Raw genomic sequence first — 14472 nt, forward strand, 5'->3', positions numbered from 1 at the left:
GGAGGACCACATGCTCATTCACCGTATAGCCGCGCAGCTCTACACTGCCGAGGCGCTGCAGACCGTCGAGGCCGGACTCGATGCCGGCGAGGACGTGACGCTGGCCGTGTCGCAGTCGGGCCGTACGCTCATGGCGGCCGCCCAGTTTGCGCGCCGTCCGCGCCCCACGGCCTACATTGTGAGCGGCGAGGACGCGGCCGATCGCGCCGCGCGCAGCCTTGCCGCCTACGTGGGCTTGGCGCATGTGTGCCGTTTTCCCGAGCGCAAGGACTATCCGTGGCGCGAGCAGGCGCCCGACGACGCCGTGGTGGCGCAGCGCTGCGAGGCTCTGGGGCGCATCGTGCGCGGGGACAACTGCATCATGGTCGCTTCGGCCCGTGCGCTGTTGCGCTGCGTACCGCCGGTCGAGAGTCGCTATTGGGAGTCCACCACTTTTGCGGTGGGCGAGGAGATTCCTTTTGACGAGGTGCCGCAGCGCCTGGTGGGCATGGGCTACACCAATGCCGGCGCCGCCGATGCGCCCGGTCTGTTCCGCGTGCACGGCGACACCGTCGAGGTGTTCCCCGCACAGGAAAAGGCGCCCGTGCGCATCGAGTTCTTTGGCGACGAGATTGACCGCATCCGCCGCATGGTGAGCTCCACGGGCCAAACCATCGGCAACGAGGACAGCATCGAGATCTTCCCCTGCCGTGAGCTGGCGCTTACCGACGATGCCGTCCACAACATGCACGTGGCGCTCTATCGCGCCAGTCAGGACGACAGCAAACTGGCGGCGCTGCTCGAGATGGTGGATGCGCGTATCGTCACGCCCGAGCTCGACCGCTTTTTGCCGGTGATGTACGGCCAGACCGTAAGCCCGTTGGCGCACGTGAGCGGCAAGGCACTCGTGGTTCTGTCCGAGCCGCGCTCGCTGTTCGACGACTGCCTGCGCGCCTACGAGGATATTGAGACCCGTGCCGGCGAGGCAGGGATTGACCGCCTGGATGGTCTGTACGTGCGCGCCCAACAGCTCGATTTTGGTGCCCAGCAGCGCCTGAACTATGTGAGCCTCATCCGTGCCGGCGGTGCGGTGACCGCCGAGCTCAAGATTGAGCAGCCGGCCATCGCAGGCTCGGACAACCGTTTTATGACGCGCATCCAGGAGGTCGTGGGCAAGCGCTATGCCTGCGTGTTTGCCATCCCCGACCGCGGTGCGCGCGAGTCGATGGAGCTCACCTTTGGCGACGAGGGCATTACCTTTGAGGAATCGCTGACGGCCGCCCCCGAAAACGCCGGTGTTATCGGTGACCGTGTACGCGTGGCGGCGGCGGATTCTGCCGACCGTGCCGCCCGCCAGGAGGCCCATGCTTCCATTCGCGAGCGCAAGGCCGACGCGCTCAACGCCCGCTCGCTCGAGGCGGGTGCCGCCCAGGCTGCCGCCGGTGCCGCCGTGCCCACCATCTCGCGCGGGCGCGTGACCTTTGTCGATGCCGCTCTGCCGCAGGGCGTGGTGGTGCCCGACGCCAATTTGGCAGTGTTCTCGATCGCCGACCTCAACGCCCGCATGGATGCCAATCGCGCGCGCAGCCGCCGCAAGGTTGACATTACGCAGATCACCTTCCCGTTTAAGCCGGGCGACTATGTGGTGCACGCTACCCACGGCATTGCGCTCTTTAGCGAGATCGCGCGCCAGGAAGTGGGCGGCAAGGAACGCGACTACTTTTTGCTGGAATATGCCGACGGCGACAAGCTCTACGTGCCGCTCGAGCAGGTCGACCGCATCACGCGCTATGTTGGCCCCGACGGCGACAAGCCGCGCCTGACCAGGCTCAATACCGCCGACTGGACGCGTGCCACCAACAAGGCACGCAAGAACGCCAAAAAGCTGGCGTTTGACCTGGTCGACCTGTATACGCGCCGCTCGTCGATTACCGGTATCGCCTGTCCGCCCGATACGCCCGAGCAGATCGAGATGGAGGAGAGCTTCCCCTACGACGAGACGCGCGACCAGCTGGAGGCCATTGCCGACATCAAGGCCGACATGGAGGCGCCCAAGCCCATGGACCGCCTGCTGTGCGGCGACGTGGGTTTCGGCAAGACCGAGGTTGCCCTGCGCGCGGCGTTTAAGTGCGTGGACTCCGGCCGCCAAGTCATGGTGCTCTGCCCCACGACCATTCTGGCCCAGCAGCACTACGAGACGTTCTTTGAGCGCTTTGCCCCGTTTGGCCTCGAGGTCGAAGTGCTCAGCCGCTTCCGCACGCCGGCGCAGCAAAAGCGCGCGCTCAAGGCGTTTGCCGAGGGCACGATCGACGTGCTCATCGGCACGCACCGCTTGCTTTCTGCCGACGTGAACCCCAAGAACCTGGGCCTGGTGATCATCGACGAAGAGCAGCGCTTTGGTGTGCAGCACAAGGAGCAGCTCAAGAACCTGCGCGAGCAGATTGACGTGCTCACGCTTTCGGCAACGCCCATCCCGCGAACCATGCAGATGGCCACGAGCGGCGTGCGCGACATGAGCCTGATCACCACGCCGCCGACCGGGCGCCGCCCCGTGATCGTGCACGTGGGGGAGTACGACCCCGATGTGGTGAGCGCGGCGATTCGCCTGGAGGTGGGTCGCGGCGGCCAGGTGTACTACGTGTCCAACCGCGTCAAGACCATCGACGACGCCGTGGCGCGCGTGCACGAGGCCGCGCCCGAGGCGCGCGTGGGCGTGGCGCACGGCAAGATGAGTCCGCGCGAGGTCGAGGACGTGATGATCGAGTTCGCGACCAAAAAGATCGACGTGCTCATCGCCACGACCATCGTGGAGAGCGGCATCGACAACGCGTGCGCCAACACGCTCATCATCGAGGACTCGCAGCGCCTGGGCCTGGCACAGCTCTACCAGCTCAAGGGCCGTGTGGGCCGTTCTGCCACACAGGCCTACGCATACTTTATGTTCCCGGGCGAGCTGCCGCTCACCGAGGAGGCAACGGCGCGCCTGACCGCACTGTCCGAGTTCCAGGACTTGGGCAGCGGCATGCGCATCGCCATGCGCGACCTGGAGATCCGCGGCGCCGGTTCGCTGATGGGTGCCGAGCAGCACGGCAACCTGTCGAGCGTGGGCTTTGACCTGTTTACGCAGATGTTGGGCCAGGCCGTGGCCGAGGCGCGCGGCGATGACGATGCCGGCGTGGAGGCGGCGAGCGTGGGCATCAACCTGCCGGCCGACTACTTCTTGTCCGAGGAGTACATGCCGGCGGTGGACCAGCGCGTGCTCGTGTACCGCAAGCTCGCAGCGGCTGAGGACCTGGAGAGTGTCGACGAGGTGCAGGAGGAGACCGAGGCCGCGCATGGTGAGCTGCCGCTGGCGGGACTCAACCTGTTCAACCGCGCGCGCATCCGCATTCGCGGCGAGCGCCTGGGGCTCGAGAGCGTCACGCTCAGCGGTGGGCGCATTACCTTCCTGGGGGTTGACGTTCCCAAGAAGGTAGCCTTTGAGTTCAAGAATCGCTATGGCGCGGTGAACTTCCCCAAGAGCCGCAAGCTGTCGGTGCCCTACAAGGCGGGCGCCGGTGCGGGCAGCGGCCTGGGCCGAGGTCTCGACGCCAACGACGGCACCGGCCCGGTGGCGGCCGCGCTCATGCTACTGCAGCAGCTGGGTGCGAGCGACGACGACTAATTGGGTCGACGCTGCAAACGCCCCATTTGGGCAATCTGACCCCATCGAAAGGAAAGCATGTTCGGATACATCTATAAGAAAGATGTCGCCATGATCGCGGTTGTCCTGTGCCTTTGTCTGGGCGTGGGCAGTTTCTTCGATTATCAGATCTCGAGCGCGCTCTTCAATATCGGCAGCATGTACGGTCGCTTTATCGAGGCCGCTGGCGAGCTGCCGTTCGCGCTGACGGCGAGTATCGCGGGCGTCATGCTCGTGCGCGCGGTGCGTCCCGACTCCAGGGGGAGCAAATGGCTCGCCGTGCTCGGCATCCTCGTCAACGTTGGCCTGGCCGGCTACGAGATCGTCTCGTCCCTGAAGGTTGGCGGCAAACTCATCGCGGTTCAGTTGGTGCTGACGTTTGTGCTGGTCATCGCTGCCAACCTTGTCGTCTATCGCCTCACGCGCGACACCGACTCCGACGAGCTCACGCGCTGGGCGCTGATGGTGCTTGCCGTGTGGGTCGCTCAGGCCATCATCCTCAACGTGGTTGTCAAGCCGCTGTGGTCGCGCCCGCGCATGCGCGTGATCGAGGTCACGCCGGGGCTCAATTTTCAGCCGTGGTGGGTGATTGGCAACCCCGACAAGTGGAGCTATATTGCGGCCGGCGTAATCAAGGACGGCTTTAAGTCGTTTGCGAGCGGACACACGGCGCACGCGGCGATCGGTCTTATGCTTGCCGGGCTTCCTGCGGCGTCCTTTAAGGAAAAGCCGTCGCGCCGTCGCGTGGTCTTTTGGACGGCGGCTGCGGTTGCGGCGCTCGTCGCCTTTGGCCGCATTGTGATCGGTGCGCACTTTTTGACTGACGTGAGCTGCGGCTTTGCCCTGGTGTTGGCACTTGAGTGCCTTGCCGCGCGCATTGCCTATCCTCACGGCGTACAATAGCCCCACCTGAATCATCTGGCCGATACCTGGTAAGAGAGGATTGCCATGCTCGCGTTCAACAACGACTATTCCCACGGCGCACATCCGGCGGTGCTGCAGGCGCTCGTCGACACCAACATGGAGCCGCAGCCTGGCTACGGCACCGATGCGCACACCGAGCGTGCCAAGCAGCTTATTCGCGAGGCCTGTCAGGCGCCCGATGCCGACGTATTTTTCCTAGTGGGCGGCACGCAGGCCAACGCGACGGTGATTGACATGCTGCTCGCGCCGTACGAGGGCGTGGTTGCCGCCGAGACCGGCCACGTTGCCTGCCACGAGGCGGGCGCCATCGAGTTTGGCGGCCACAAGGTGCTCACCATCCCCGGCTACGAGGGCAAGATGCACGCCGAGGATCTCGAAAACTATATCCAAGTGTTCTACGAAAACGAGAGCTGTGAGCACATGGTGTTTCCGGGCGCCGTGTATGTGAGCCTGTCGACCGAGTACGGCACGCTGTACTCCAAGGCTGAGCTCGCGGCAATCCATGCGGTGTGCCAGAAGCGCGAGATTCCGCTGTTTGTGGATGGCGCCCGCCTGGCCTATGCGCTGGCGGCCGATGAGTGCGACATTACCCTGCCCGAGCTGGCGCAGCTGTGCGACGTATTCTACATTGGCGGCACCAAGTGCGGCGCGCTCTGCGGCGAGGCTGTGGTGTTCTGCGGCATGCACGCTCCGGCGCATCCCATTCCGCGCATTAAGCAGCACGGCGCGCTGCTGGCCAAGGGCCGCCTGACGGGCGTGCAGTTTGAGGCGCTCTTTACCAATGGCCTGTATTTTGAGATCGGTCGCCAGGCGATTGAGACGGCTCAGGCGCTGCGCCGCGTGCTGCATGAGCGCGGCTACCAGTTCTTTTTGGAGACGCCGACCAACCAGCAGTTCGTGATTCTGCCCAACGAGGACATGGCCCGCATTCGCGAGCATGCGGCGATCGAGTACTGGGAAAAGTACGACGATACCCACACGGTGGTGCGCTTTTGCACCAGCTGGGCCACGACGCAGGAGGACATCGACGCGCTGGCGGCTGTCCTGTAGCCTGATGTAATGACGAGGGGCCGCCTTGCGCTGGGTTTGGCGCAAGGCGGCCTTTGTTTTTGAGAGAGAAGGGTTGTATGACCGAGATGTCCGAGCCGGCGATTCGCCTGGCGACGCCCGAAGACGCGCCGGCGTTGCTTGCCATCTATGAGCCGTATGTGCGCCAGACGGCGATTACCTGCGAATACGAGGTGCCGAGCGTTGAGGAGTTCGCCGGGCGCATCGAGCACACGCTCAAGCGCTATCCGTATCTGGTGATGGAGCTGGACGGGCGTCCGGTGGGTTATGCCTATGTGAGTCCGCTCAACAGCCGCGAGGCATACGACTGGTCGGTCGAGACGTCGATTTACCTGGCACGCGACGTGCGCCACGGCGGGCTGGGCCGCAAGCTGCACGATGCGCTCAAGCAGTGCCTGATCGCGATGGGCATCACCAACATGTGCGCGCTCATCGCCGTGCCGCACGACAAGGACGACGAGTATCTAACGCACAACAGCCAGGACTTCCATGCCCATATGGGATATCGCTTGGTGGGTGCTTTCGACCGCTGTGCCCAAAAGTTCGGCCGCTGGTACGACATGTGCTGGATGGAGCTGGTCCTGGCCGAGCGCACCCCCAACCAGCCCAAACCAACCTGGTTCCCCGACCTCCTCGCCTAAAACCACCACGAAGGTGCCTGTCCCCTTTGCGGTGGTTAGCCGATGGGTTCGGTGTATTTGGCGCGGTCGGTGCGTTGGATGCGCTTGGAGACATGGAGCGGGCGGCCGTCGGTGTCGTAGACGTAGTCGGTGATCAGGATCAGCGCCTGCCCACGCTCAACGTTGAGCAAAAACGCCTCGTTTTGCGAGGCATAGCACACCTCAAAGGTCTTATGTCCCTGTGCCGGCGCGCGATGGAATTCTTGGCGCAGCGTGGCGTAGAGCGAACCGTTGATATCGCGATCGATGAGTGCCTCAAAGCTCGGTGGTAGATAGGTGGTTTCCAGGCACAGCGGCGCATCGTCCAGGTAACGCAGGCGGACAAGTTTGACGAGCTTGCTGCCCACGGCGGCGTCAAAGAACTTAGCTATGCTGCCGGCCGCCTTGGCAAAGCCCGAGTCCACGGTGCGCGTGGTGGGCTTCATGCCCTGGCCCTGTACCTGTGCCGTGTAGCTCGAAAACACCAGGTTGTTCTCGTGGAGCGCTGGCGTGTCGGCCACAAAGGCGCCACGTCCGCGCTCGGTGCGCACCAGGCCCTCGTCAACTAACACCTTAAGCGCGTGGCGCACGGTGCTGCGCGACAGCCCCGATTCGTCCATGAGCTCCATTTCGGACGGCAGCTTGTCTCCGCAGGCGTAGATGCCGGCAGCGATGCGGTCGCGAAGTGTGGTCGCCAGACGCTCGTATTGGGTCAGTTTCTTTTTCGATGAAGCGCTCATGCGATCAACCTGTATCTAACCTGTATGCTTACCTAATCAAGCATGTATCCAATACAACAACAAAACTGCTGGTAACGAGTTATCGAAAACCGTATCAGCAAAAAATCTAAGACAAATATAGCATACAACTAGTCGACATCGCTAAAACATGTATGTAACTTGTATGCCGTCAAGAGCATCAAATGAGAAGAAAGGCTGATGCGCGATGACTACTCAGGAACAGGTTAAGGATGTCGTCTCCCAGGTTTTGGCTGACAAGGCAGACAAGGGCGGCATCAAGCGCGTTGTGTGGATCGGCGCCGGCGGATCTAACGGCGGTAACTATCCTGCCCAGTACTTTATGGAGCACGAGGCCACGCAGGTCGTGAGCTCCAGCTACACCAGCAACGAGTTCGTGCACGCCACGCCCGCCTACGTCAACGAGAACACCTTGGCCGTTGTCGTGTCCATGCGCGGCACCAAGGAGACTATCGTTGCCGCCCAGGTCGCCAAGGACCACGGCGCCAGCACCATCGCCATCTACGTTGACGAGTCCGCCCTCACCGAGGTCTGCGACTACAAGATCCAGTACGACAGCCTGGCCGTCGACGAGTCCTGCATGGGCCGCACCAACTCCGCCGTCGTGACCATGATCGCCATGGAGCTCACGCAGCAGACCGAGGGCTATGCCGAGTACGAGACCGCTATGGCCGCCTTCGACTTGGTCGACCCCATCTATCGCAAGGCTGTCGAGTACACCCGTCCGCTCGCTGCCAAGTGGGCCGAGCAGAACGCCGACAAGCCCTGCATCAACGTTATGGCTCAGGGCCCGCTCTTTGGTGCCGCCTACGTCTTTAGCATCTGCAACGTGCAGGAGATGCTGCAGATCGACTCCTGCACCATCAACACCTGCGACTTCTTCCACGGTCCCTTCGAGATCCTGGACAAGCGTACCTCGCTGTTCCAGCTCATCAGCGTCGGCCGCAGCCGCTGCAACGACGAGCGCGGCATTCGCTTTGTCAACCAGTACGGTGGTGAGCGCGTCTACCAGCTCGACGCCAAGGAGCTCGGCCTCAACGACATCAAGGACAGCGTGAGCGAGTACTTCAACCACCTGATCTTTGCCCCGATCCTCAACAACGTCTACATGCGTGCGCTCTCCGCCGTCACCCACAAGGACTACATGACGCGCCGTTACATGTGGAAGCTGGATTACTAAGGGATAGAGCGGCCTAACAGCCCAATACCCCTCATGAGTTGCGGTGGAATAGTTCCTGTTTGGGAGTGTGAAGCCTCTGTTTGAGAACTATTTCACCGCAACTGCTAGAGCGGCACTTGGGGACGTTCCCTTTCTGCCGGCAGTTAGGGATGTTCCTTTTGTGCCGGCAGTTGGGGACACTCCTTGTGTCGAGAGATTTCCCGTCCGCCGATTTGTGCCTTGAAAAATGTATATAACGACTATAACGTAGCATGAAACATATTGGAAATAATACTGAGGAGGCTGCGTTGAAGAGGAGCAATCTGGGCTATGTGCTGGTGCTGATCGCCGCGCTTATGTGGGGCAGCATCGGAATCTTTGTAAACGGCATCTCGGCCATGGGCGTTTCGTCCCAGAGCATGGCTGCCTTTCGCTTGTTGGTCGGAGCGCTTATCTTGGCGCCGGTCCTGATGTTTATGGGCTGCCGTCCGGGTGAGGGGTCTACCGTGGTTCAGGGTCCGCTGACCCTGTTCAAGGCAAGCCCTAAAGAGCTTGTTTCCTGCGCGCTTGTCGGTATCGTCGGTTTGGCTGCCGCCAACACCTGCTATTACGAGTGCATGCGCGAGGTGGGCATGTCCACGGCATCGGTGCTGCTCTACACGTCGCCGGTGTTTGGCGTCGCGCTCGGCCGCGTCCTTTATCGCGAGGACGTGACCCTCAACAAGCTCGTTGCCATTGTCTTTAACATCGTTGGCTGTGCGCTTGCGGTGACCAATGGCGACCTTTCCGGTTTTCATTTTTCGGTTTGGGGCGTCACGTCGGGCGTGATTGCAGGCCTTTGTGGTGCGTCGCTCGCGGTGTTTAGCCGGATAGCAACCAAGACGGTCCACCCGCTGGCTGTCACGTTTTGGGGCTTTGTTTTTGGCGGTGCGGTTATGGCAGCTATCGCGGCTCCGTGGCCGGATGTCGCCGCGGCAATGTCGCCACAGCTGCTGCTGCTGTTCCTTGGCTTTGGACTCATCCCCACAGCCGTGGCTTACATCTTATATATGCAGGGTCTGTCCATGGGGCTCGAGACGTCGAAAGTTCCCGTCGTAATGTCATTCGAGACAGTCGTCACCGTACTGCTGGGCATTGGTGTCTACGCCGAGCCCGCCGGCGCGATCAAAGTTCTGGGCATCGTTTTGGTGCTCGCGTCCATCGTGATTATGAACACCGACTTTTCCAAGCTGCGCAACAGTGTGTTTGTCGGCCATGTCGTTGAGAGCATGACCTTTAAGCCCAACGCGTGGTGGACGGAGAAATCGCAGGACATGGATCTCTTCCGCGAGCGCACGGGCATTGCGCTGGAGCCCACCGTGCAGGAAAGCCCCTGGTACTTCGTGCGATAGGGGATTGGCGGTGTGTTTGAGCAGGTAGCGCCCGGCGTTTGATCGGGCGGCGCCTAGCCAGCGCCGACCTACCCAAGACCATCGTTTCGATTGCGTTAAACCCGCCAACGGTCGTTTTTCACCCGCGAACGGTTTATATACTAATTATCAATATAAGCAACGTATAAGACGTTATAATGACCATAACGAAAAGGAGGAGGCAAGATGAATCAGATCATTCTCGCATCTCATGGCGGCCTGGCCGCAGGCGCCAAAGACACGCTCGAGATGGTTCTCGGCGACGTGTCGAACGTCCACGTCGTGTCGCTTGCTCGTGACGACAAGGAGCCCATCACCAATAAGGTTGAGGCTATGATCGCCACGTTCAACGCGGACGACACCGTGTATGTGCTAACCGATATGCTCGGTAGCTCGGTCAACAACAACATGGTCGAGCTTTCCAAGAACGGCACGAAGTTCACGGTTGTTAGCGGTTTCAACATCCCGCTGGCGCTCACGCTCGCTATGAGCCCCGTCCCCGTCAAGGGTGCCGAGCTCGCGGCCCTCATCAACGAGGCCCGCACCGGTCTGACCAACCCCAACGCACCGGTCGAGGCCGCCGCGGCTCCCGCCAAGAAGGCCAAGGCGTCCCGTCACAGCTCCGGTCCCGCCAAGATCGTCCTCGCACGTCTTGACTACCGTCTGCTGCACGGCCAGGTCGTCTTTACCTGGACCACCAAGGTTCAGGCCGAGCGCATCATCGTCGTCGACAACGCTGCCGCCAACGATGACATCAAGAAGGGCGCTCTTAAGCTGGCCAAGCCCCAGGGCGTGCGCCTGAACGTCTTCACCGTTGAGCGTGCCCTTGCCAAGATGGACAAGCTCAACACCCTCGGCGAGCGCGTCATGTTCGTCTTTGGCAACACTGCCGAGATGCTGCAGTTCTGCCAGGGCTACAAGCTCGACGCCATCAACCTGGGCGCCACCGCCAACCACGACGGTGCCGAGCAGGTCGGCGGCAAGGACAGCTCCGTCTTCTTCGACGCCACCCAGAAGGCCGACGTCAACCAGCTGCTCGACATGGGCATTAAGCTCTACGTCCAGCAGACCCCTACGTATCAGAGCGTCGACATCGACGCCAAGCTGTAATCAACCAGGCGTTTGCCTGACTGAAAGGAGAAGGGTATGAATACGTTCATCAGTGCGGTGCTCGTCGGCCTCGTCGGCGTGTTCTGCATGTGGGACTCCCGCCTGCTCGGTCGTCTTAACTTCGAGCAGCCCCTCGTTGGCGCTACGCTCGTCGGTCTGCTGCTGGGCGATGTGCCTACCGGCCTTGCCGTCGGTGCCGCCGTCGAGCTCGTGTCCATGGGCCTGGTGCAGGTCGGCGCCGCCGTTCCGCCCGATATGGTCCTGGGCGGCATCGTGGCCGCTGCCTTTGCGTGCCTGACCGATGCTTCCGCCGAGACCGCCATGACGATCGCCATCCCGGTCGCCGTCCTGGGTCAGCTCCTCGGCATCGTGTTCCGTTCCATCATCGCCGCCCTCACCCATGTGGCAGATAGCGCGATCGATAACGGAAAGTTCAAGACCGCTTACCGTATGCACATCTGCGCCGGCTCCGGTCTGTACGCCGTCATGTACTTCCTGCCGATCTTCCTCGCCGTCTTTGTCGGCACCGACTTGGTTCAGGCCATCGTCAACATGGTTCCCGAGTGGCTGTCCACTGGTCTTAACGTTTCGACCAAGATCATGACCGCCTACGGCTTGGCCCTGCTGCTCACCATGATGATCAAGAAGGGTATGACTCCGTTCCTGTTCATCGGTTTCCTGCTCGCCGCTTACCTCAACCTGTCCGTCATCGCGGTCGCTCTGATCGGTGTGTGCCTGGCTGTCGTCTTCATGGGCTTCAAGTTCAACGGTTCCCATGCAGCCGCCGGTGTCGATTCCGACTACGATCCGCTCGAAGACGACGAAGACTAAGGAGGAACACACTATGGCAACCGCAACCAAGGACGTGTCCCTGAACAAGAAGGTCAGCCAGTTCTTCTGGCGCTCCTGGGCCATCCAGGCCTCTTGGAACTACGAGCGTCAGATGAACATGGGCTTCCTCTACGGCATGGTTCCCACGCTCGATCGCCTCTATCCGGATGAGTCCGATCCCAAGCAGCTCGCTGCTAAGAAAGAGGCTTACCACCGTCACATGGCGTTCTACAACTGCACCCCGCAGACGAGCGCTTTTGTCCTAGGCCTCGCCGCCTCCATGGAGGAGGAGTACGCCAAGGATCCCGAGAACTTCGATCCCGATTCGATCAACGCGGTCAAGACCTCCCTCATGGGTCCGCTTTCCGGTATTGGTGACTCCTTCTTCCAGGGCACCATCCGCGTTATCGCCTTTGGCCTGGGCGTTCAGCTGGCTCAGCAGGGCTCCATCATGGGCCCGATCCTGGCTATGCTCATCTCCATCGTCCCCTCTGTGCTGATCACTTGGTTCGCCGCCAAGATGGGCTATCAGGGCGGCCACGAGTACCTGAGCAAGCTTCAGGGCGGCGACCTCATGGAGAAGCTCATGTATGTCTGCGGCATCGTGGGTCTTATGTCCGTGGGCGGCATGATCGCTACGCTGATCGGCGCCACCACCCCGCTGCAGTTCGCTGACGGCACCGTCGTGATCCAGGACATCCTGGACGGCATGATGCCCCAGATGATCTCCCTCGGCCTCACCGGCCTTATGTACTGGCTCATCAAGAAGAACGTCAACACCGGTTGGCTTCTCGTGATCGCCATCGTGGGCGGCATCGCCCTCTCCGCGGCCGGCATCCTGGCCTAGTCGCGACCCAATGCTTCCCCCGGGGGCCTGCCTGGCATCCCATACCCCAGGCAGGCTTCCATCCCTAAATGTGTCAAAGGGACAGCTCCTTTGTCACATCCCCAACGGGCCGGCGACTCGGTCCAAATCACGGTAACCCTGCGTGCGTCCGGCAAAGTGGCGCCGCAAAAATCGAAAGGAATGTGTCAGATGTACGAGATCGACCTTAACCTCCCTAAGCAGATCGTCGCTGACGTCCTGTCCAACCACGAGATCCACAGCGTCGCCTTCGTCGGCTGCGGTGCCTCCATGTCCGACCTTTACCCCGCCAAGTACTTCCTGGCCAACAACACGGACAAGCTGAACGTTCAGATCTTCACCGCTAACGAGTTCAACTACGACACGCCTTCCTGGGTCAACGAGCACACCTTCGTGATCACCTGCTCCCTCGGTGGCTCCACGCCCGAGACCGTCGAGGCCAACAAGACCGCCAAGAAGCACAACTGCCCGGTCGTCTCCCTCACCAACAAGGCTGGCTCCGCTCTGACCGTCGACGCCGACCACGTCATCGTCCACGGCTTCCACGCCAACTACGCTGCCAAGTGCGAGAAGCCCGGCTATGCCATCGCTCTTGCTCTCGAGATCCTTCAGCAGACCGAGGGCTATGACCACTACGAGGACATGATCACCGGCCTCACCAACGTTTTCGATCTCTGCGAGAACGCCGCTCAGCACTGCAAGAAGCTCGCCAAGAAGTTCGCCGAGGACTTCAAGGACGACAAGATGATCTACTTCATGGCCTCCGGTGCCTCCGAGAAGATGGCTTATTCTCACGCCGCCTTCCTGTTCACCGAGATGCAGTGGATCGACGCCGCCGCCTACAACACCGGCGAGTACTTCCACGGCCCGTTCGAGGTTTCCACCGAGGGTAAGCCCTACGTCTTCTTCATGTCCGATGGTGCTACCCGTCCGATGGACGCTCGCGCCCTCACCTTCCTTGAGCGCATGGGCGCCAAGGTCGCTCTGATCGACTCCAAGGACTACGGCCTGGCTGACGCCGTGCCCGCGAGCGTCGTCACCTACTTCAACCCGCTGCTGCACCTCGCCGTTATGCGCGAGTACGGCAACCAGATCGCCGAGGCCCGTCAGCACCCGCTGACCATGCGTCGCTACATGTGGAAGCTTTCCTACTAATCACAAGTAAGTAGACCTTACGGGTTGATTGAGAGGGGATGGGGTTTGCGCCCCGTCCCCTTTTTGCTTTGGGGGCGTGTCTGTCGCGTCGCAAAACACCAGATAAAACCTACCAAAATAAACCTGTCCCTTTTTGGCAGGTGGGAGGAGATGCGTATGATCAAGGCAGTGCTGTTTGATATGGACGGCGTGCTGGTCGATACCGAGTGGTTCTACAACCGTCGTCGCGTGGCGTTTATGGAGGAGAAGGGGTTCCACTTTGACGAGATTCCCGATCTTTCGGGGTCTAACGAGCCCGCCATTTGGAAGTCGCTGGTGCCCGACGATGTTGAGCTGCGCGAGCGCCTGCGCGTGGAGTACAAGCAGGTTTACAGCCCGGTCCATCCCGTTCCGTACGCCGAGCTGCTCAACGAGCAGACGAAGCCGGTGATGCGCGAACTGCACGAACGCGGCGTGAAGTGTGCCATCGCGAGCTCGTCCTATCGCGAGCTTATCGATGAGCTGGTGGAGATTGCGGGTATCGCCGACGTACTGGACTACACCATCAGCGGTCACGAGTGCAGTGCGTTTAAGCCCGACCCCGAGATCTACCTGCGTGCCATGGAGGCGCTGGGTATGGAGCCTGCCGAGTGCCTGGTTATCGAGGACTCGCCTTTGGGTATCGAGGCCGGCAAGCGCTCCGGCGCCCGCGTCCTGGCGCTGCGCCCGCACGAGGGCGTCAACCTGGATCAGTCCGTCGCTGATGCCATCATCGATAGCCTCGCCGACATTCTGACCGCTTTATAGCGTCAATTCGCCGCAAGAAGTGCGGATTCACACGTCTCTTGGGTGGCGCGCGCAGACGTGGTGTAAGAGCGTCCCGAGGTCCGTCGC

12 protein-coding genes are annotated in these 14472 nt (G+C 61.5%); 11 read left to right on the forward strand and 1 reads right to left on the reverse strand.

The window, feature by feature from the left end:
* Positions 1 to 10 precede the first annotated feature (10 nt).
* The 4 genes from mfd to DWW12_RS04275 all read left to right on the forward strand — a co-directional run bounded on the left by mfd (position 11) and on the right by DWW12_RS04275 (position 6294).
* Positions 11 to 3643 carry a transcription-repair coupling factor gene (mfd, locus tag DWW12_RS04260; protein ID WP_117855143.1) on the forward strand — a complete coding sequence of 1211 codons (3633 nt, stop codon included), beginning with the start codon at positions 11 to 13 and terminating at the stop codon, positions 3641 to 3643.
* Between the two features lie 57 nt (positions 3644 to 3700).
* Positions 3701 to 4564: a phosphatase PAP2 family protein gene (locus DWW12_RS04265; RefSeq protein ID WP_117855145.1), complete on the forward strand. Its 864-nt coding sequence runs from the start codon at positions 3701 to 3703 to the stop codon at positions 4562 to 4564.
* 45 nt (positions 4565 to 4609) lie between these two features.
* The gene (locus tag DWW12_RS04270) at positions 4610 to 5635 is read left to right on the forward strand and encodes a low specificity L-threonine aldolase (RefSeq protein WP_117855146.1); all 1026 of its coding nucleotides are present in this window, start codon (positions 4610 to 4612) and stop codon (positions 5633 to 5635) included.
* Positions 5636 to 5712: 77 nt separating this feature from the next.
* Positions 5713 to 6294: a GNAT family N-acetyltransferase gene (locus DWW12_RS04275; RefSeq protein ID WP_117770295.1), complete on the forward strand. Its 582-nt coding sequence runs from the start codon at positions 5713 to 5715 to the stop codon at positions 6292 to 6294.
* A gap of 35 nt (positions 6295 to 6329) precedes the next feature.
* Here the strand turns inward: DWW12_RS04275 and DWW12_RS04280 are convergent, their stop codons facing one another.
* Positions 6330 to 7052: a GntR family transcriptional regulator gene (locus DWW12_RS04280; protein ID WP_117855148.1), complete on the reverse strand. Its 723-nt coding sequence runs from the start codon at positions 7050 to 7052 to the stop codon at positions 6330 to 6332.
* Between the two features lie 205 nt (positions 7053 to 7257).
* Here DWW12_RS04280 and DWW12_RS04285 point away from each other — a divergent pair, with 205 nt between their 5' ends.
* From DWW12_RS04285 to DWW12_RS04315, 7 genes are all read left to right on the forward strand, one after another.
* On the forward strand, positions 7258 to 8250 hold the full coding sequence (locus tag DWW12_RS04285) for an SIS domain-containing protein (protein WP_117648180.1): 993 nt from the start codon (positions 7258 to 7260) through the stop codon (positions 8248 to 8250).
* A gap of 287 nt (positions 8251 to 8537) precedes the next feature.
* The gene (locus tag DWW12_RS04290) at positions 8538 to 9620 is read left to right on the forward strand and encodes a DMT family transporter (protein WP_158564380.1); all 1083 of its coding nucleotides are present in this window, start codon (positions 8538 to 8540) and stop codon (positions 9618 to 9620) included.
* A gap of 204 nt (positions 9621 to 9824) precedes the next feature.
* The gene (locus DWW12_RS04295; RefSeq protein WP_117855151.1) at positions 9825 to 10748 is read left to right on the forward strand and encodes a PTS mannose/fructose/sorbose transporter subunit IIAB; all 924 of its coding nucleotides are present in this window, start codon (positions 9825 to 9827) and stop codon (positions 10746 to 10748) included.
* 36 nt (positions 10749 to 10784) lie between these two features.
* Positions 10785 to 11579 (forward strand): PTS sugar transporter subunit IIC, encoded by a 795-nt coding sequence (locus DWW12_RS04300; RefSeq protein WP_006235136.1) that lies wholly within the window; start codon positions 10785 to 10787, stop codon positions 11577 to 11579.
* A 13-nt stretch (positions 11580 to 11592) separates the two neighbouring features.
* Entirely contained in the window at positions 11593 to 12426 is an 834-nt protein-coding gene (locus tag DWW12_RS04305; protein WP_117855153.1) for a PTS system mannose/fructose/sorbose family transporter subunit IID, read from the forward strand.
* A 180-nt stretch (positions 12427 to 12606) separates the two neighbouring features.
* Positions 12607 to 13599, forward strand: a complete 993-nt coding sequence (locus tag DWW12_RS04310; protein WP_117655852.1) for an SIS domain-containing protein — start codon at positions 12607 to 12609, stop codon at positions 13597 to 13599.
* Positions 13600 to 13755: 156 nt separating this feature from the next.
* Positions 13756 to 14385 (forward strand): HAD family phosphatase, encoded by a 630-nt coding sequence (locus DWW12_RS04315; protein ID WP_158564382.1) that lies wholly within the window; start codon positions 13756 to 13758, stop codon positions 14383 to 14385.
* The last annotated feature ends 87 nt before the right edge of the window (positions 14386 to 14472 follow it).

Source organism: Collinsella sp. AF14-35 (genome assembly GCF_003464565.1).
Lineage (GTDB): Bacteria > Actinomycetota > Coriobacteriia > Coriobacteriales > Coriobacteriaceae > Collinsella.